Origin of the sequence: Lysinibacillus sp. RS10 (assembly GCF_041956855.1) — a bacterium.
GTDB classification, from domain to species: domain Bacteria; phylum Bacillota; class Bacilli; order Bacillales_A; family Planococcaceae; genus Lysinibacillus; species Lysinibacillus xylanilyticus_A.
Window position 1 is genome coordinate 2,635,109 of the sequence record NZ_CP167122.1, and the last position, 19,288, is coordinate 2,654,396.

At 36.9% G+C, this 19,288-nt stretch carries 20 protein-coding genes; 8 read left to right on the forward strand and 12 right to left on the reverse strand.

The features are described 5' to 3' along the window. Window positions 1-13: 13 nt before the first annotated feature. The 5 genes from ACB089_RS13510 to ACB089_RS13530 all read right to left on the reverse strand — a co-directional run bounded on the left by ACB089_RS13510 (window position 14) and on the right by ACB089_RS13530 (window position 5,003). Window positions 14-760 carry an ABC transporter ATP-binding protein gene (locus ACB089_RS13510; protein WP_374966868.1) on the reverse strand — a complete coding sequence of 249 codons (747 nt, stop codon included), beginning with the start codon at window positions 758-760 and terminating at the stop codon, window positions 14-16. Continuing rightward, on the reverse strand, window positions 753-1,550 hold the full coding sequence (locus ACB089_RS13515) for an ABC transporter ATP-binding protein (protein ID WP_374966869.1): 798 nt from the start codon (window positions 1,548-1,550) through the stop codon (window positions 753-755). The genes ACB089_RS13510 and ACB089_RS13515 overlap by 8 nt, the downstream gene beginning before the upstream one ends. Next, window positions 1,543-2,595, reverse strand: coding sequence for a branched-chain amino acid ABC transporter permease (locus tag ACB089_RS13520; protein WP_374966870.1), 1,053 nt, complete (start codon window positions 2,593-2,595; stop codon window positions 1,543-1,545). Before ACB089_RS13520 ends, ACB089_RS13515 begins: the two co-directional genes overlap by 8 nt. Before the next feature lie 13 nt (window positions 2,596-2,608). Next, window positions 2,609-3,490, reverse strand: a complete 882-nt coding sequence (locus tag ACB089_RS13525) for a branched-chain amino acid ABC transporter permease (protein ID WP_068985452.1) — start codon at window positions 3,488-3,490, stop codon at window positions 2,609-2,611. Window positions 3,491-3,800: 310 nt separating this feature from the next. Further along, window positions 3,801-5,003, reverse strand: a complete 1,203-nt coding sequence (locus tag ACB089_RS13530; protein WP_374966871.1) for an ABC transporter substrate-binding protein — start codon at window positions 5,001-5,003, stop codon at window positions 3,801-3,803. Between the two features lie 567 nt (window positions 5,004-5,570). Here ACB089_RS13530 and ACB089_RS13535 point away from each other — a divergent pair. Continuing rightward, window positions 5,571-6,488 (forward strand): LysR family transcriptional regulator, encoded by a 918-nt coding sequence (locus ACB089_RS13535; RefSeq protein ID WP_374966872.1) that lies wholly within the window; start codon window positions 5,571-5,573, stop codon window positions 6,486-6,488. 84 nt (window positions 6,489-6,572) lie between these two features. Here the strand turns inward: ACB089_RS13535 and ACB089_RS13540 are convergent, their stop codons facing one another. Further along, the gene (locus ACB089_RS13540; protein WP_374966873.1) at window positions 6,573-6,881 is read right to left on the reverse strand and encodes a hypothetical protein; all 309 of its coding nucleotides are present in this window, start codon (window positions 6,879-6,881) and stop codon (window positions 6,573-6,575) included. Between the two features lie 200 nt (window positions 6,882-7,081). After that, window positions 7,082-7,957, reverse strand: coding sequence for a helix-turn-helix domain-containing protein (locus ACB089_RS13545; RefSeq protein ID WP_374966874.1), 876 nt, complete (start codon window positions 7,955-7,957; stop codon window positions 7,082-7,084). A gap of 588 nt (window positions 7,958-8,545) precedes the next feature. Here ACB089_RS13545 and ACB089_RS13550 point away from each other — a divergent pair. Both ACB089_RS13550 and ACB089_RS13555 read left to right on the forward strand, forming a co-directional pair. Further along, window positions 8,546-9,055 (forward strand): NUDIX hydrolase, encoded by a 510-nt coding sequence (locus tag ACB089_RS13550; RefSeq protein WP_374966875.1) that lies wholly within the window; start codon window positions 8,546-8,548, stop codon window positions 9,053-9,055. A 48-nt stretch (window positions 9,056-9,103) separates the two neighbouring features. Then, window positions 9,104-9,280 carry a hypothetical protein gene (locus ACB089_RS13555; protein ID WP_374966876.1) on the forward strand — a complete coding sequence of 59 codons (177 nt, stop codon included), beginning with the start codon at window positions 9,104-9,106 and terminating at the stop codon, window positions 9,278-9,280. Between the two features lie 101 nt (window positions 9,281-9,381). On the opposite strand, the gene ACB089_RS13560 is transcribed toward ACB089_RS13555, so the two are convergent. After that, window positions 9,382-11,415, reverse strand: coding sequence for a YfaP family protein (locus tag ACB089_RS13560; protein ID WP_374966877.1), 2,034 nt, complete (start codon window positions 11,413-11,415; stop codon window positions 9,382-9,384). Window positions 11,416-11,469: 54 nt separating this feature from the next. Here ACB089_RS13560 and ACB089_RS13565 point away from each other — a divergent pair, with 54 nt between their 5' ends. The 3 genes from ACB089_RS13565 (at window position 11,470) to ACB089_RS13575 (ending at window position 13,440) form a co-directional block, all read left to right on the forward strand. Continuing rightward, window positions 11,470-11,688, forward strand: coding sequence for a hypothetical protein (locus ACB089_RS13565; RefSeq protein ID WP_374966878.1), 219 nt, complete (start codon window positions 11,470-11,472; stop codon window positions 11,686-11,688). 886 nt (window positions 11,689-12,574) lie between these two features. After that, window positions 12,575-12,991, forward strand: a complete 417-nt coding sequence (locus ACB089_RS13570) for a YjdF family protein (RefSeq protein WP_374966879.1) — start codon at window positions 12,575-12,577, stop codon at window positions 12,989-12,991. A gap of 224 nt (window positions 12,992-13,215) precedes the next feature. Then, the gene (locus ACB089_RS13575) at window positions 13,216-13,440 is read left to right on the forward strand and encodes a hypothetical protein (protein ID WP_374966880.1); all 225 of its coding nucleotides are present in this window, start codon (window positions 13,216-13,218) and stop codon (window positions 13,438-13,440) included. A 142-nt stretch (window positions 13,441-13,582) separates the two neighbouring features. Here ACB089_RS13575 and ACB089_RS13580 read toward each other — a convergent pair whose 3' ends face one another. Both ACB089_RS13580 and ltrA read right to left on the reverse strand, forming a co-directional pair. Beyond that, complete coding sequence (locus tag ACB089_RS13580; protein ID WP_374966881.1) at window positions 13,583-13,936, reverse strand: hypothetical protein; 354 nt, start codon at window positions 13,934-13,936, stop codon at window positions 13,583-13,585. 390 nt (window positions 13,937-14,326) lie between these two features. Then, window positions 14,327-15,589, reverse strand: coding sequence for a group II intron reverse transcriptase/maturase (gene ltrA, locus ACB089_RS13585; protein WP_374963429.1), 1,263 nt, complete (start codon window positions 15,587-15,589; stop codon window positions 14,327-14,329). 945 nt (window positions 15,590-16,534) lie between these two features. On the opposite strand from ltrA, the gene ACB089_RS13590 reads away from it, so the two are divergent. After that, window positions 16,535-16,669 (forward strand): YjcZ family sporulation protein, encoded by a 135-nt coding sequence (locus ACB089_RS13590; RefSeq protein WP_068985462.1) that lies wholly within the window; start codon window positions 16,535-16,537, stop codon window positions 16,667-16,669. 253 nt (window positions 16,670-16,922) lie between these two features. On the opposite strand, the gene ACB089_RS13595 is transcribed toward ACB089_RS13590, so the two are convergent. Together ACB089_RS13595 and ACB089_RS13600 are read right to left on the reverse strand one after the other, a co-directional pair. Next, window positions 16,923-17,213: a DUF5316 domain-containing protein gene (locus tag ACB089_RS13595; RefSeq protein WP_374966882.1), complete on the reverse strand. Its 291-nt coding sequence runs from the start codon at window positions 17,211-17,213 to the stop codon at window positions 16,923-16,925. Between the two features lie 411 nt (window positions 17,214-17,624). Beyond that, window positions 17,625-18,605 (reverse strand): ABC transporter substrate-binding protein, encoded by a 981-nt coding sequence (locus ACB089_RS13600; protein WP_374966883.1) that lies wholly within the window; start codon window positions 18,603-18,605, stop codon window positions 17,625-17,627. Window positions 18,606-19,061: 456 nt separating this feature from the next. On the opposite strand from ACB089_RS13600, the gene ACB089_RS13605 reads away from it, so the two are divergent. Beyond that, entirely contained in the window at window positions 19,062-19,211 is a 150-nt protein-coding gene (locus tag ACB089_RS13605) for a hypothetical protein (RefSeq protein WP_374966884.1), read from the forward strand. Window positions 19,212-19,288 lie beyond the last annotated feature (77 nt).

The following is a 19,288-nucleotide window of genomic DNA, read 5'->3' on the forward strand; positions in this document are numbered from 1 at the left end:
TGACGAAGCTAGTTTATACCTGTATTCCATCTTTCGATTTTGACTGCGGTTTTCCGAAGTACGCTTCTTGGATTTTCGGGTCATTCAACAACTCTTGTGCTGTACCTGAAATGGCCATCTTACCATGAGCTAAAACGCAGGCACGGTCAGCCACCTTCAATGCAGCTTTCACGTTCTGCTCGACCAAAATGATCGTGACACCTCGTTCATCGCATAATCTACGTAATATATTCATAATGTCTTTGACAATTAGCGGAGCGAGTCCTAATGATGGCTCATCCAGCATCAAAACTTTCGGATTGGCCATTAAACCTCGACCTATAGCCACCATTTGCTGTTCTCCACCTGAAAGTAATCCACCTGGGCGATTAAGCATTTGCTTTAAGCGTGGAAATAATTCCACAATTTCCTCGTAGTCTCGATGCACCGTTTTCTTGTCTTTACTATAGCGATGATAAGCACCGAGCATCAGATTGTCCTTGACAGATAATGAAGAAAAAATTTGTCTTCGCTCTGGCACTAAACAAATCCCGTTAGCAACTGTCTTCTGTACACCATCTTTCGTAATATCTAAACCTTTGAATTCAATTTTTCCTTCACTCGGTGAATAGACACCCGCTAATGTACCAAGGAGAGTACTTTTCCCGGCTCCATTTGACCCGACAATTGATAATAACTCCCCTTCTAATAGTTCGAAATCAATACCTTCTAGCACATGTAAATGGCCATGATAGGTATGTAAATTTTCGATTTTAAGCATATGCCACACCTTCTTCCGCTTCATCATCGCCTAAATACGCTGCCACAACCTTTGGATTTTTGTAAATCTCTTCTGGTGTACCTTCCCCAATCTTGACCCCATTATCTACAACAACTAAACGATCTGAAATCGACATAACCGTTTCCATATCATGTTCGACGAATAAAAAAGTCATGCCTTCTGCGCGCATTTTTAAAATGACTTCGACTAATTGCCTTGATTCCTCAGCGTTCAGACCTGCCATTGGCTCATCTAATAAAATGAGTTGCGGTTTTGAAATAGCTGCACGTACAATTTCAAGGAGTCGCTGACTGCCATAAGGTAATTTATCGGACATTTCATAGGCAAACTCAGCAATTCCTACATCCTTTAAACATTGCAACGCTCTTTCCATTATCCGAACTTCTTCTTTAACGACAGTCGGTAAGCGTAGTCCAGCCGTTAAAATATTTGTTTTCATCGCAATATGTGCACCGGTCATTACATTCTCAATGACTGTCATATTATCGAATACTTCTAAGTTCTGAAATGTTCTAGTGATACCTGCTTGTGCAATTTGGTAAGGCTTTTTTCGCGTTAAGCGTTTACCTTGGAAATAGACATTCCCTGATGAACTTGGCAATACGCCTGTAATCATATTGAAAAGTGTTGTTTTACCTGCACCGTTAGGACCAATAACAGCGAATATTTCACCTTTATTAATAGTGAAGGATACATTGTCTACAGCAACTACCCCTCCGAACACTTTCGTTAAGTTTTCTACACGTAAGATCAGCTCTTTGTTAGTCATTTGTTTTACCTCCAGTAGCACGTGTATCGATGGAGAACGCAATCGGTGTAGAGCGTTCCTTCTTGTGAAGTTTTCCGGCAATTTTCATAAATTGAGGGACTAATCCATTTGGCATATAAATTAAAGTTAACACGAGCAATAATCCGAAGAAGACGATTTCGAACTCCCCTCCTACGTTAGGTAAGATGACTGGTACATAATGTTTTAACAGTTCGCCTAATAAAACATAAGTAGCTGAACCGACAATGGCACCCCAAATATTAGTTGATCCACCGATAATAACCATGATTAATAAATAAATTGACGTATTAGCTGTAAATAAATCTGGATTAATAAATGAGACATAGTGTGCTAGGAGCGAACCTGAAATGGATGTGAAAATAGCACTTATCACAAAGATTTGTAGTTTATATTTCATTAAATTCACACCAACGGCATCCGCTGCAATCTCACTCCCCTCAATCGAACGTAAGCCACGTCCAACTCTTGAGTGAATAATATTGCGCGAGAAAATGAGAGCCATAAAAACAAATAGCCAAATAAGATAGAAGTAACTTTGATCTGTCATGAATTCAAAGCCGAATAAACTGATACTCGGTATACCGAAGAAGCCATTCGAGCCTCCTGTAATGGATGATAATTCTTTAAAGGCGGTGTAAACAATAATTCCAAACCCTAGTGTTGCTAACGCTAAATAATAGCCTTTTAACTTAAATGTAGGAATGCCGATTAATAAAGCAACAAGTGCAGAAATAAGTGCACCTACTACGATCGCTAACCAGGGAGATAAACCTACTGTTGCTGTCATATAAGCAGATGTGTAGGCACCAATTCCATAAAAAGCCGCATGCCCTAATGAAATTTGTCCAGCGTAACCTGTTAGCATCGTTAAACCTATACATACTAATGCATAAAACCCAATCATCGTAAAAATAGCGAGTGTATAATTAGATCCAACAAGCGGAAGACAAAATAGTAGCGCGAAAAAAATGCCTGGTCCAACTAAGCTGTTATTGTAGATCAGCTTTAAGTTTTTTTTATTCATCGTTGCAGCCTCCTTACACACGTTTTCCAGAAGCTTTAGCAAATAGACCTTCTGGTTTTATAAATAAAATTAATAGCAATAAAGAGAAGCTCACTACATCTTTTAATCCTGAAGACCATAACCCCTCTGTAAACGCCTCAATAATGCCAATTAGAAAGGCACCCGCAATTGCCGCTGGGGCATTTGTTAAACCACCAACAACTGCTGCTACAAACGCTTTTATGCCAAGCATCATACCCATATCGTAGGAAGCACCGGAAATAGGTGCAATCACTGTACCTGCTAGTGCCCCTAACCCAGCACTTACCACAACAGCAAGCAATGACATTTTATTTGGATTGATGCCCATTAAACGCGCAGCAAACGGATTTACAACGCAAGCTGTTAATGATTTTCCTGTAAACGTATAGTTAAAGAAGTACATCATCACGATTAAAATAACGATCGAAAGGCCAATCGCCCATAGATTTTGTGGAAGTAAGACGGCTTCTAAAAATTCAATAGGTGTATTATCTGTAAACGGCGGTAATGTTTGGGCTTGTGTTCCCCAAATTAAAATCGCAATGCCTCGGAAGGCTATTGATACGCCAATTGTAATGATAATGAGTGTTGTCATGGATGATTTACGAGCTGTATGAATGGCCGTTCGTTCAAATACAGCACCGATTGCCGCCACAATGACGATACTTAAAATAATGGCTAACCATAAGGGTAGATTTGCCTTTACAAGTGAAATACTAATTAAAGCACCAAACATCGCAAATTCACCTTGTGCAAAGTTAAGTATGCCGGTCACGTTATAGATAATGACGAATCCAACCGCAATTAATGCGTAAATGGCTCCTATTGTTAAACCTGAAAATAATAATTGCAACATTTGAGAGAATATTTCCATACTGTCGTTCACTCCATTTCTTTTCGAGATTACTAAGCTGATAATGAATGAACAGTGATGGAAAGACACCACTGTTCATTGGATTTGTATTATTTTTTTAGGTATGTTGATTAACCATTTTTATCCAACCTAATTAATTTGAAGGCTCCGATTTCCGCTACGGGCTACTCGCTTTCCTGCGGGAGTCGAGTAGCCCTACGCTACAATCAGTTAAAATGGAAATATAATAGCAAAATGGCAACGAAAAATCCTTTTATCGCTCAAAAACAAACCTATTTTATCTAATCAACACGCCTGATCTATTATTTTATTAGTCTTCTAAAGTCCACTTACCATCAACAATTCGTACCATCGCAAAACTATCTGGGCTCAATCCCATATGATTATCTGCATTAATGTTAAATACGCCTGTTAGACCTACATATTCACCTAGCTCTTGCTCAATGTAATCACGGAGCGCAGCGCTATCACTGCCTTTTGCTTCGATTGCTTTTGTCGCAATCGCGAAAGCATCTGCTGCATATGCACCGAATGTACTTGCTGGTTTATTGTATTTAGCTGTGAACGCTTCGTTATACGCTTTTAATAATTCTTTTTGTGGATTTGAATCCTCCAATTTATCAGCTACTAATAATTTCCCCGTTGGCAAGACTACATCGTTAGCTGCAGCACCGGCTACTTCGATAAATTGGTCCGTTGCAACGCCATGACTTGCAAGAACTGGTATATCTAGCCCTAATTCACGAATATTTTTAATCACTACCGCTGACTCTTGCACTGTTCCCCAAACAATAATGGCATCTGGACTTTCTTTTTTCACACGAGTTAACAGAGGTTTTGCATCTTTCACTGTCGCCTCGAATTCATCTTCAATAACTGATTCCACACCGTAATCTGCAGCGTGTTTACCAAATTCTTCATGACCACCAGTTCCATAAGAATTCGCAACGTTCAACCAGGCAACTTTCGTTAAATTATTATCTTTTAAATATTGTAAAATCCGCTCCACCGCTTGTTGATCGTCTTGCGGCATTTTGAATACCCATTTTCGTGCTTGTCCATCTTCAGTCATGTAAATTTGTTTACTAGCAGCAACTGAAATGTAAGGCACTTGATTTTGCTCTGCCAAAGGTAACATCGCTAATGAGTTCCCACTTGTAGTGCCTCCGATAACGATTGATACTTTGTCTTGTGTTAACGCTTTTTTCATGGCAAGAATAGCTTCATTTTGGTCAGATTTATCATCATATGTGACTAAATCGATTTTTCGACCGTTAATGCCACCATCCGCATTTTTTTGATCGACTAACATTTTAAGCGTTTGCATCTCCGGTTCACCTAAAGCAGCCGCCCCACCAGATGCTGAGAAAATCCCAGCCATTTTGATTGAATCACCTGATGTATCTGTACCTGAACTAGCGGATGATGCATCACCTTTTCCAGATGATGAACTACATGCCGCCAACACTAATACACCCACTAATAGGAAAAGAGACAATAAAGTCTTTTTCATAAAGCACTACACCCCTTCATTATTTTTATACCTATAAAACCGCATCTCCTTATCCGCCGGAGGCATTAACTTCTTTCAGCGGATATTTTGCTGAAAGAAGTTAAAATGACGGTATGTATAGCCCCTGAAATAAAAACAAACATTGTAACAAAAATAAATAAAATTAACATTATCTGTAATATCAACCTTTGCGGAAATAATAAAACAAATAAGATAAAAATAGATTATTGCAGACTAAACGATACCCAAAGCAGATATTCGTGTTTTTAGTTAATCAAAAGAATAGCATGTATGTTAAAAAATGATAAATACCAAAAATATATATTTTAAATCGTTATATATACATTTTTGGTATACCCGTATTCTAATTGTTATATATATTTCACCAAAACTATGTAATTTAATTTCCTATGAAACCCTTGCTATTTCTAGGTTCTTATAGATTATTTATCTAAAAAATCAGAAATATCTTACAAATTTAACGAAAACACTCTAAAAAATGTTACTATACAGAATAAGTATATGAATTGCATAAACTAGTGGATTTTAAGTATAGGGGTGAAAAAGATGGATTTAAGACAATTAAACTATTTCATTACAATCGTTGAAGAAAAACAAATTACAAAAGCTGCAAAAAAGCTTCATATGGCACAACCACCACTTAGCAATCAATTGAAAGTAATGGAGGAAGAATTAAACTGTAAACTATTGGATCGAAATGGTAGAACATTAGAACTTACTGAACCTGGAAAGATTTTATATGAAAAAGGCAAAACATTATTAGCTAATTTCGAAGATACGATTTCGGAAATAAAAGAAGTTGGAGAAGGGCTAAGGGGGGTATTATCGATTGGTGCAGATCAAACTTGTTTATCTTACTTACCTGAAAAAATTAAACTGATGCGTGAAAGATACCCTAATTTAAACTTCAAAATTATTGAAGGAGATACATTTTTCTTAACAAATAGTCTTTTAAATAAAGAAATCGATTTAGCTATACTGCAACAACCGATTGAAGATGAAAATTTCTCTTCGATTGGGTTAGCATTAAAGGAGTTTGTACTTGCCACACCTGCACAATGGCATTTACCGAACCCTATTCAAATGGAAGACTTAAAAGATTTACCGTTTCTTTCTTTTTATCGTCATCGTAGTTGTAGTACGTTTCGCATTATTATCGATGAATTTAAAAGTCACGGGTTTGAACCTAATATTATTTGTGAGTGTATTGATATTGCGATGGTTATTTCGTTAATAAGTGAAGGTTTGGGGATCACTATTTTACCGAAAACGAGTCTCGATAAATTTTTAATTAAAGGTATTAACATCATTAAATTTGCAAATTGTAATATCCAATCTAAAGCGAACATTGTTTGGCCAAAAGATCGCTATTTAGCAAAGCACGCAATGAATTTTTTACAATTATTTAAGGAAGAAACTCATATACTAGCTCGCGAAACAATCTGCCAGAGCCAAAACGTTTAACAGGTAGGTTTATGCTTTGGCAATTGAAAATCTAAGAGAATAGTAAATGGTACTCCCGGTTCAATTTTAACCGGGAGCTGTTTGTTATTTTACATACTTCACATACTCTTTAACAAAATCTACAACGTAATGCACTTCTTCATCTGTCATTTTTAATAACTTGCAAACTTTTTGTATTTTTGCTGGTGATTTTAATTGTTCACGCACTTGATCAATCCACATATATTTACACTTTCGAGGATTTACACCATTTCTAATCTGTTTGAAGCGACGATAAGCATAGCGAGCAAATGCATTTAACATTTCTCGCTCCTGCTCATCTCTTACTATTTTATTTGCGACCCTATCGATCACTTCTGTATCAAAAGTCCATGCACCATCTGTTATTTGCATAGTACCACCTCTTTAGTTCCGTAAAGTTGATAACAAATATGACTGCAGAATTCGAATACCTTCATTCCATCTACTCTTAGCTATTAAATGCATAAGAAAAAGCCACACCTAGTTAGATGTGACCTCTTTTTGTATTTTTTATATAATCAATAACAAGACAACTTGTTAAATTTTAGGTTCAAAATGATCCTTAACATATTTTATTCTTCAAATGATAAGTTTGTCGGACCTTTTAAAAGATGGTTTTCAAAACTAATATGAGTTGTAGGGGTATCGTTATTTACTATCTCAAAATTAAGTCCATCCAGCCAAATTCCCCCTTTTCCTGCCAATAAAATACCGAACGATACGATTGCACTGTTTTCTGGGACATCAAGAACGATAGAATACTGATTCCAACTATTTGTACCAATAATTGGTCTGTTACTCATATTATCGAATTGTAGGATATCCTCCGATGCACTATCAACTCGCATCCAAAGTCCCGAGAATTGTTTTACATTATTCGTTTTAATAAATCCAGAAAGTTTAACTCTCTTCCCTCTAAATTCATCAGCCTTGAATTGTTGCATCATTGTTGCAAATTCGTCTGGAGCTTGAACAGTTTTTGATGTTAAATAGCCCGATGCTTTTCCTTGATGTATATTTTTCTGATCTATTCCTATTTCGTAATTATAAGGATGACTTCCACTAATGAACCAGCCTTTAATTTTTTCTTCCATTATTGATTCCTCCTTGTTTTTCCTCATAGTTCCCATTACTTTTCTGTATTGCCCTGGTGGCAAACTGTACAATTTTTTGAAAGCACGTGTAAAGGTTTCTTGTGACTCAAATTGATAATAGAATGCGATATCAATAATTCTTTCATCAGTATTGAGAAGTGTACTTGCCGCATTTGCAAGTCTCCTCATTCGGATATATTCTGAGACAGACATTCCAACAGAAGTTTGAAAAATCCTGTGAAAATGATATTTTGAAAATCCTGTAACCTCATCAATGTCATTAGCGGAAATTTGCTCATGTAAATGAGATTCTATCCAATCTATTGTTTTTTGAATGACCCATTCATATTTCAACGGTATTACACCTCCCCTTCATTTACTATCATATCGAATAATATTTAGTGATTTTTGATTTTTTTTGCGATGTTAGCCAAAATAGAAATATATATACAAAGTATCTCATTCAAAACGTTTGCTGCGATTTATATATACATACATCTTACAATTGTCTTATTACTATAACTTGTGGTTGATTTCCGTTCCGACTGGGCACTTTCCTGGGGGCGTCCGATGAGCCGCTTGTGGCAACAGATGTTTTTTGCGCGAAAGCGTAGTGCTAACGTAGCGGCAGCAGCAGGATGTTGGTCACGAAGGCGTTATCACAGGACGTGATGTTATTAGCCTTCGTTCCTCTGCCTGTTCGCTCCAGGGTGTCGGGCCAACACGATGTTGGTCACGAAGGCGCGTTATCACAGGACGTGATGCTCTTAGCCTTCGTTCCCCTATCGCTAATCCCGAGGAGTCGCCCAGCCCCCACTCCAATCAACTTATATACAATGCATATACCCCAACAAATCCCATCCACAACTTTTGGTAAAAATCCTTATAATTGTTAAAATGGAAGTGTAATGGTTTAAAATATGAGAAAAAGGGAAGAAGCATATGAACAATCAAATTTATGCGAACTGGAGCGGGCATCATGTTAAACTAACGTGGCTACCACATAAGAAAATTGACGATTACAGCAAAGTAACAAGTGTACATGGCGTTTGTTTTTATAATGGGAATGTTTTGTTAGTTCATGTAGACGGGAGAGGATTTAACTTTCCTGGAGGTCATATAGAAAAAAGAGAAACCCCTGAAGATACAATGCATAGAGAAGCATTTGAAGAAGGTTATGTAAAGGGTCATATCAACTATATTGGAGCAATAGAAGTCAGTCACGAAGAGAATCCTTTATTTAATGCTGCTGGTAAGTATCCTTTAATCGGATATCAAATGTTTTATAGGATCGATATTCAAAAGTGCCTCCCTTTTCTTCGAGAGCATGAAACGATTTCACGTATTTGGGTTGAGCCAGAAGAAGTAGCTTATGTAATCAATGACCATGAGATTTCACAATTAATCATACAAGAAGCTGTAAATTGCAAATTTTCTTACCATATAGACTAGCAGCACACTCCCATTTGCTCCTATTAGATTCAGTTAGGAGGTTAGTTCATGAGATTGTTAATAGGCTTTTTCGGTGTTTTAATTATTTTATTTGGAAGTTTGTTAATGAGCATCACAAGCGAAACCTTTTTAATAAGAAATATTCTTTATAAACTTTTTGGAGCAATTATATTATTTGTAGGACTTTGGGTTTTACAGAAGCAAATTCATCGCAAAAAACAATAAAAAAACGGTTATGCGATAAACTTGCCACTGAAAATCCTATAAGGTAACTCTTCCTGTCGCAATTTTTGACTGGGAGAGTTTATTTTACTTTCTTTTCACTTTTAATCCCATCTATCAATCTTAATGACTCTAGTAGCATTATTTGTTGTTACTTTAACCGTTAAATTCCATTCATGATCTTTCGAGTATCCCACACCACAAGCTGTTGCATGCTCAGTACCTTCAATTGGTGTACTAGCAGTATAGGCTTCTAGCGTTTTTCTAATTTGTCTTAAGTCAGCTTTAAGCGTTTCATTAAAGAATCCTCTACCTTTTCCTTCCGAAGTGTCCTTCACGCCGTCCAATAGAAAGAAAATATGACTTCCAGAATGAGAAATCGGCTCTTCACCCCATAAATTTGGCGAAGTTGTAATACCATTGACCTTCACAAAATTATTTACTTGAACACTCCATGAATCATCACTAGCGTATGAATGGCTACTAATATTCGGCTGACGCCCTTTGACATAATCAAATTCAAATACATCCGTTACATAACCAGTCCCACCAGCAACACCGGTAAATGAGTAGGTTTTCCCGTTTACTTCGAGTTCAACTTTGAACGGCGTACTTCCATTTCCTCTTTCACAATAATTATGAACATAAAATCTATAATGACCACCCGGCGCATTTTCACTCCACCTGATATTTTCTACAGGAGAGGGATTTCTATGATGGCCACCATTCATATCAATATCTAAAAACCCACCAAATTTATCACTTTTATCTCCATAGTAGATGTGGTCCCCTTTTGGTGTTTGGCAATGTAGATCTAAGTCGGTATAGCCTTCCCATATTAATGAAGCTCGAATTTCATTATTCTCATATCTTCCACCGGCACTTTCCACTCTCCTTTTAATTTCGCCATCTATTCCTCCGTGGTAATACCAACTAAAAGTATTGTCCCATTGTAAAATATTTGGCGCTGCTTCATCAGACGCAGTTACTACCGCCATAAAACGACTAGGATTATCGATTAATACTTCCATATTTTCAGCCGTTGGTAGAATAGTTCGTTGGAATTTTTCCCACGTCATTACGGAACTCGGAAGAGATACCTTTGATGAGGCTTTTTCCTTAGGAAGAATGTTTGAAAATATGCCCTTCTTTTGTTCAACAACTTTAGGCTCAGATTGATTTTCCCACAGAAATGACGGAATCTCTTCAAAAGTGGCATATCTTCTTCGCAAAGAATTGGCAATTCCTAATTTTTCAACTATTTTTTCTGCTTCTACAATTGCATTTTGCGTTGGAGCAGCTTGTGAGCGCATGTAATTCGCTGGATTCATCTTCTCTGCAAAACGACGAGCAACCGATTCAACGGACATTCCTGAAGCTATGTCATCTAATAATGTACCGATCATCGAACTTCTTACATGACAGAATCCAGCAGGAGCTGTCGCAACTGCTAACCAAACAAGATTTGTTTTCTGATTATTGTTTCCTACGCTATTTCGTTTGTCATGCAATGTTTTAAACCATTCTGCAATCCCTAATACTCTATCTGCACGGTATAATGCTTCTGATTGTAATAAAACTACAGCTTGTTCCACTGTCTCGATCGTATAATCAAGCAATGCATTTGATAGCATCTTGAATTCTTCTAATTTCTCAGCCATCACTTGTCCCGCAGTTTGTAATCTAGAGTGGTTCACCATTTCTTCAGGAACTATAACGGATAAATGATTCCACTTTCCAGTACAAGGCTTTCCTAATACTGGGGAGTTTGAAATAAATACACCCATCACTTTTGAGTTTAAAACTTCTGCTTTCATTGCTAAAACAGCAGCTTTAAAAAATGGAGGAGCCATATCCTCATCCCATATAGCGGATACCATAATGCCATTTTCATCAATCGTTACAAGACCACCAAATCGCTCAATAAAATGTCTACAAGCGCTACAAGTATAATGTTGTCTAGCTTCTACTGGTAAATTATCTACATACAAATCAAACAGACCTTGAACATTTGTATTAAATAATTTTTTACTACTAATCGCTTCATCAAAATAGCTTTTTAAATTTTTCTCGAATTCAGGATATCTATCATTTTCATTATTATAAACATTAGTTGCTATGTTTAAATTCTCTTCCAATTTTCAACATCTCCTTAGTCTATTCAACTATGCCACGGCAGCAGCATGGGGGTTTTGCGCGAAAGCGAAGCGGCAGCAGCATGGGGGTTTTGCGCGAAAGCGAAGCGGCAGCAGCATGGGGGTTTTGCGCGAAAGCGAAGCGGCAGCAGCATGGGGGTTTTGCGCGAAAGCGAAGCGGCAGCAGCATGGGGGTTTTGCGCGAAAGCGAAGCGGCAGCAGCATGGGGGTTTTGCGCGAAAGCGAAGCGGTAATGGTTTTTTTGAAGACTTCTAATAGATGACGTTTCACTTTCGTAACAAAACATTTACTGAAATAATCTAAATTTCCTTCATATGTAATTTATTCTATTATACATATAAAATGTCTAGAATAGTAATTGAAATTGGTTTATATGATGGCAGTAATCTCTTGCAAATTTGTACGGTACTTCGAAGCGACTTGAAAAGAAATTTTTATTTATGAGGAAGAGTGCAGAAAAATTTTACCTACCTCTTTTTCGAATGGATAAAGTAACAATAACAGTTTTTAGGTCTCGGTATCACTAGCGATGTTGACCACTTAAATCATCTTAAAATAATAAGAAGAGCATATAGATATCTATAAACATACAGTAATCCCTTGCAACTTTAATTTTTTTAATCTAATTCACAGGCATTTCACTATACAAACCTAGCTACTAAATCATATTAATAGTAGTGTAAAGCTAACTTAGCTTTGCCCTCCTAGTTTGTGGTTTAGGGTCACTTTGGTTCGAGTGACCCTTTTTTTACGTCTCTCTCATGGTTATCCGAATTCCCCCTATTTTTTCGTGCCAATACTGCTAATCTAGGTGGCGATTAAGATTTTGCATTAACTTCGATTCTCTTCTTCTTAAATTCTATATAATTGAATGACTTTACCATTTTCAACTGTATAAACAGAAATTGTTGTTGGTTCGTCAAACTACAAACATTGGTGTCAATTCTTTTTGTTTACACTAATTATCCAAGGTGCGTTAGGGAAATTTTTTACAAAAAATATGAAATCGTTTATAATACATAGTTGAATGAAAAAACACGATTCGGTTGGTAGTCCGAATGCATCACAATTTTGATGTCAGTAACCTTCCCCTCCTCGGGATGTCCATCATTCGAGTTTAATTTATGAGGAGGGACCTACTATGAAACTAACCATTTGTTATGATGGACAATTTTATATAGGACTAATAGAAAACATTTCTGAAAACAAATACAAAGCGTACAAGTATATCTTCGGAAATGAACCTAAAGATCAAGAAGTCTTTGATTTTGTAAACATGAACTTGTTGGATTTCATCAAGAATAATGAAAAACATGATGGAATACCTATCCAACAAAAGAAAGTTAAAAAAATCAACCCTAAAAGACTTCAAAGAAAAGTAGCAAAAGAACTTAAAAAACCTAGTATTTCTTCTAAGGCCGAAGAGGCGATTAAAGCTGAAATTGAACTTAGAAAAAAAGAAAAATCAGTTACTTGCAAACGACTTAAAGAAGAACGAAAAAATTATATTAGAAATATCAAAGTTCAAAAGTCTAAAAATAAACATAGAGGTAGGTAATATCATTTTTTACTGATAACATTAGTTGTCAGTTTTTTTATTGATTACTGTGCATTTCCTTTAGATTGTTCAGTTCTCATCAGTAATAATTTTTTTTATTCAACTAACGAAGCAGAAAGTTGAAAAAGGAATGTAAAATAGTCGAAACAGATGTATGGATAATATATATTAATATAGTTATTAATTACATAATTATCAGTTAAATAGTTTCAAGGAGGTTATTTATGAAAATAACAGAAGACTATGGCAAAGTGATGATAGATGACTTTGCATTTTATGGTGAAATTAAACAAGAAAAATGTTCTAAATGCAAGTTTAATTTAGTATATTACGATGATTTTGATTCTTATTTTTGTCCTAAATGTAATAGTTGGATTGAATCAAAATGTAGTGACCCTACTTGCAAATATTGCTCTAATCGACCAGAAACACCTTTAACTCACAAATAGCGAAATTAAACTCCCATGAAAGAAATTAATCATCTTTCATTTTCTGTGGTGACGTGCTGATTTTGCCCTTCATGGATGAGCTCACGGATGCTTTAGTGAAACATTACATATAGAGGTGCTTTAATTGACTGCATTCGGAACACTACATTTTAAAAACGACATCGATTGTGCATACGTGTGGTAGCTTTTCTTTTTCAGCATAAATGTTGACGTAAAATGTAATTTTTGCGTTGCCAAAAGTATGTGTTTCTTCTTTATCCGCATACACTTCAAAAAAATCGACCGTGTAATACTTATATCCGTCGTTTTCCATGTAGCACCAAACTTCATTCGCTTTTCGTCGATCGAGGCCTTTAGTATGCAAAAACTCGACAACCGCATCATTTTTCATAATTTGCTCCGCATAAAAAACACAATCTTCACATATGCAATGATCGTCAGTACCAACAAGTTCTCTCTTTGAATAATATTGCTCATTTAATTGTTTCGTGTTCATTATGCTCTCCAATAGATTGATAGTTTAATATTTTATCATTAATTCACGTATACTCAGATAAAATTTTACACGTGCGGTATTGCTTTTGAAAACCATTTATACAACATTTATACAAATAGGGTAAATCGCAGATATACCAATATTTTCACTCGATAGACTTGTTCTTCCTTTTGCATAAAATCACGTATTTTTCTTTGCGTTATAGATTCGCATTATTAAGACGAACCCCCGAAATAACGGTGAAACTTAACAGATTAGGTTCCCCTAATTATTGATTTAAAAACCAACAATTAAATTTAACAGAGCGTTAATAAAAATCGAGTAGGAGGGAGTGACTAACTCCCGACCTCTCCAACCACCGTACGTACGGATCCGTATACGGCGGTTCAATTAAGATGAATAACGCAAGATTTCATAACGAGCTTGCAGACTTTTGAGCCCTTGGTTACTCCAATAAGAGTTACCAAGGGTTCTGTGTAATATTGGACTTTTCGAAATACGCCAGTAACTCTTGCGAGTATTGCCCCATTCGTAAGCCTTCCAGTCTGGAACTCCTAAGCGAATAAGGTTGCGCACTTTCGTACGAGGCTTCTTCCAATTCTTCCATAAACACATGCGAAGTCTTCTTCTAATCCATCCATCCAGTGATTCAAATATTGATTTCGTATCCGCTAATGAAAAGTAGCCACACCACCCAATTAAGTATTGATTCAATTGTTGAATTCGGTACTCCATTGGAAATGGCTTCTTTCTAGCTGTTAATTCCCGAATTTTGTTCTTCATTCGCTTTATGCTCTCTTTCGCAATTCGAACTTGTGGTTCTTTGCGGGAGGTAAAGCTAAATCCTAGGAATTTACGTTGCCAAGGACGAGCCACTGCGGATTTCTTCTCATTTATTTTCAATCGCAGCGTCTTCTCAATAAAGGTTTTGATACTTGCCATCACTCGTTCTCCTGCTCGTTTTGTTTTCACATAAATATTGCAGTCATCGGCGTAACGGACAAATTTATGACCACGTTTCTCTAATTCTTTGTCTAATTCATCCAGCACAATGTTTGAGAGAAGTGGACTCAGTGGACCCCCTTGGGGTGTTCCTTCATCTGTATCATAAACGACACCATTTATCATGACACCCGATTGCAAGTATCTACGAATCAGCTTGAGTAGAGGTTTATCAGAAATTTTCTTCGCTAATGTACTCATTAGACGGTCATGGTTTACTTTGTCGAAGAATTTCTCTAAGTCCATATCTACTACCCAGCGATATCCTTCTTTTATATAGCCTTTGGCTTCTCGGATTGCATCGTGAGCACTTCGTTTTGGTCGAAATCCGTAACTATGATTCGAGAAGTTCGGGTCGTATAGGTTGGATAGCACTTGGGCAATTGCCTGTTGAATGAGTCGGTCTGTCACGGTTGGGATTCCTAATAGTCGCACACCGCCGTCAGGTTTCGGGATTTCGATTCTGCGAACTGGTTGTGGTTGGTAGGTTCCCTCAAGAATTTGCTTCTTAATCGTTAGCCAGTTTTCGACTACATGCTGTCGTAGGAATTTTACGGGCATTTTGTCTACTCCATGACTCCCTTTGTTTCGTTCCACCCGTTTGAGTGCGAGAAGCAGATTCTCTCGTGATAAAATTTGATTCATTAACATCTCGTTCGACTCCTCCGTGAATAGCTTGTCTTCTTATAACAGTTTCTACTGCACCCGCTCAATGTCCCTCATGGGATTCACCATTACCTCCATTAAGTCGGTCCTTCTGGATTTTCTGTGTTTATCATAGAAAACTGCATGCCAAGGGCTATTCTCTCCGAATTGTTCGGTCCTTTCCATTCATTCTAGAAGTGAATGGTACTATGACCTCTGCTGACTTCTGATGGTTCAGCTACCTATCGCTAAGTAGGTTACAAAGTGTACTTTGCGTTTCCATCAGACCTCCCCGGGTAAGCGTATGCACTTTCACACCATCTATCCGCCTCATTTACTCGATATGACCTTCGACAGAAAGGACTTTGTGTTGTTGTGCACACTCATCCAATCATACCTAGCCTTATATGAGATTTGTGTTCCTCGGACCGGTGTTTTGCCTCCAGCTTCCTTCAGATTCCGCGTCGCCACGGACACCCTTGCTCTTGGCTAACCTCTACTTCTGTCTTCGAGGTTCGGGACTTGCACCCTATAGTTCATACGCATGCCGGGCGCACACAAAAAATCCCCATTAAATAGACATGTTTATTTAATGGGGATAACTTGTCCTAAAGTCTCATCTAAATGATACTTTTCTTTTATCATTTCGAACAATATTTTCTTCAAGTTGTTTCTTCATTTCGGAATTGATTTTCCCAATAAAATTTTTTGACAGGCAATTCACTATAGAAAAAAAGCAATTCATCATAATAATAGTAGTGTAAAGCTAATTTAGCTTTGCTCCTCCTAAACTTGTTACTAAGGGTCATTTTTGTAAGTGACCCTTTTTAAATTTATAACTTGAATACAATTTTCAAATTTTATTACCAAATGGAAATAATACTTAGATGATTACCACCCCTCCTTCCTACACTTATACATATTATAGATTGTAGAAAGGAGGGATGCTCTATGGGATACTGGCAAGGTGGAAATGTTGGTAGCTACAATTGCGGTGGCGGAGGCTATGGCGGCGGTTCAACATTTGTATTAATTGTTGTTCTGTTCATTCTATTAATTATTGTCGGTGCAACATTCTTATATTAATTGGTGATTTTTTCTTATGATTACGTATACAATTATTCATGAAGAAGTTAATGCTATTTATCATTGTCACAATTAATTATTTCCAAAATCGCTGTTGCTAAATATCACACCATAGTAATAGTAGGATCATGCACCAGCCTTACCCACTACAGGTAATACAAAAAGGTCACTATTGTCCGAGTGACCTTTTATTTTAATTAAAAGTTCAAAAAACGCCCAAAAATTTTTTAGCATTTTGTCTATTCAATATCCTCTATTTACTTAAATAGTAAAATAAAATCGCTACAAAAATATTTGGTAAAGCAATTAGTAATGCATTTACAGTAATTTTGTTGCGTTCGTCCCTCTCATCAGTTGTCTCGGTTGCGAAGTTTGCCCTCATCCTATCTCCACTTACCATGGAACCCGAAAGAATCATGGATATGCCAATGAAAATACAACCGACCGTCCCTGTAACTAAATAGACTTTTTCCATTCCCCAAAAAATCATGGATATTAAAACACCGAATAATGATAAGAATATACCCATTAAAAAATACCTCAACTCAACACCCCCTTACTTATTTTACGTTTAATCACCATTTTTTGTTCAAATTGGCTAATCACAATAACGTGTGGTTGATTTCCGTTCCGACTGAGGGCGTCCGATGAGCCGCTGATCCCCAAGGAGTCGCCCAGTCGGAACGAAGATCAACTTAATACAAGGCATACGTTTTCATCCACAACTTTTGGTGACTCCCCTTTATATTGAAGTAAAATTTTCCTTGGGGAATGTGAGTGACAGAGAATTTAATATTCCGGGTATTATATAGAAGAAAGTGAAACTCTCGAAAAAGCGTCCATCGAAAAGTACTTGATGAAATTTAGTTACTTTTAGCGCCCAAAAAACGCTATACAATCATCTTATGTCGATGAGAGTATAGCGTTTTCTTAATTAGTATTCTGGATATCGATGTTATTTAACAAAGATTTCTTCAATTTGGTCAAGCATAATATCAGCTGCAAGAATACCGCCTGCTGTGTTCCAAATGACATCGTCAACTTTATGGACATTGCCTTTTTGTACGGCACTTAAGTTTTTCCAAAGTGGATCTTCTGTCCATTCTTTTTCAGTAGCTAATCCTGTTTCATCACTTGTTGGCATGTAAGTGAAGTAGAAAAGTACATCTCCGTCCATTTTAGGGATTGCTTCTTTACCTACCTCAACCGCTAAATTACCTAATTTCGCATTATCTTTAAATAATTCCGCTTGCTCTGGTACACGTTTGAATCCTAAAGAATCAAAAATAACGCCTGAGAATGAATCTGTATAGTAGATTCGAGATTTATCGGCCATAAAGCGTACGAATGAAACCTCTTGGTTTGTTTTATCGCCAAGCTTCTCTTTAAGAGCTAGAACTTTATCTTCGTATGCTGTTAAAACTTCCTTGCCTTTAGCTTCTTGATTTACCGCTTTTGAATAAAGTGTAAAGTTTTCTTTCCAATCACCGCGTAATGTTTCTGAGAAAACTGTAGGTGCAATTTTGCTTAATTTTTCATAGTCTTTTTCTTGTCTTAATTTATTCCCAATGATTAAATCTGGTTTTAAAGAAGCGATTTTTTCAAGGTTAATTTCACTTTCAAACCCAACAACTTCTACGCCTTCTAACTTATCTGTTAAATGATCATACCAAGGGTTACCTGAAAATGCTTGTACAGCCCCTACCGGCTTAATACCTAAAGCTAAAAGTGCTTCTGTTCCTTCATTTGTTAAAACAACAACACGTTTTGGCGTGTCTTTTATTTCAGTTGTCCCCATTGCATGTTCTACAGTATATGCAGTGCTCTTAGTTGCACTTTCTTCTTTCTTGTTTTCCTTGTCATTGCCACATGCAGCTAAAGCAAATACAGCGACAACAGCAAGCAAAACAAGTAATTTTTTAAATGCCTTTTGCATCTTTTCTTCCTCCAATGTATATGATAGAATATTTAAGCAGATTAAGCGATAATGAGAATCACTTTCATTTACTTAAGAACGAAATTAATCATATTGTAAGAATCTATTACTGTCAATATTTTTTTATAAATATGCAGAAGTGTTGATTAGGAAAAAATAGGTTTATTATTGAGCGATAAAAGGATTTTTGTTGCTATTTTGCTATTATATTCCCGTTTTTAACTGATTAAAGAGAGTTGTACTTAGCGAAAATCAGCTTCTTGTTATTAAATTCATCATCAAAAGTTGGGAATGGCATTTGTTAAAACGTTTGTCATACATATAAGTTGATCGGAGTGGAGGCTGGGCGACTCCTTGGGGATCAGCGATAGAGGAACGAAGGCTAAGAGCATCACGTCCTGTGATAACGCCTTCGTGGCCTACATCGTGTAGGCCCGAGACCCTGGAGCGAAGCGAATGTTTTCTGTGCGAAAGCGTAGTGCTAACGTAGCGGCAGCAACAAAAGCGGCTCATCGGACGCCCCCAGGAAGCTCTGCTCTGTGCGAAAGCGAAGCGTCAGCAACAAAGCGCCCAGCCGGAACGGAGATCAACTCCACGTTATGGTGATGAGCCTCTAATTGATAATAGAGGATAAAAATGGTTAATCAACACACATGATAAATATGCAAAGAAAGAGTATGAAT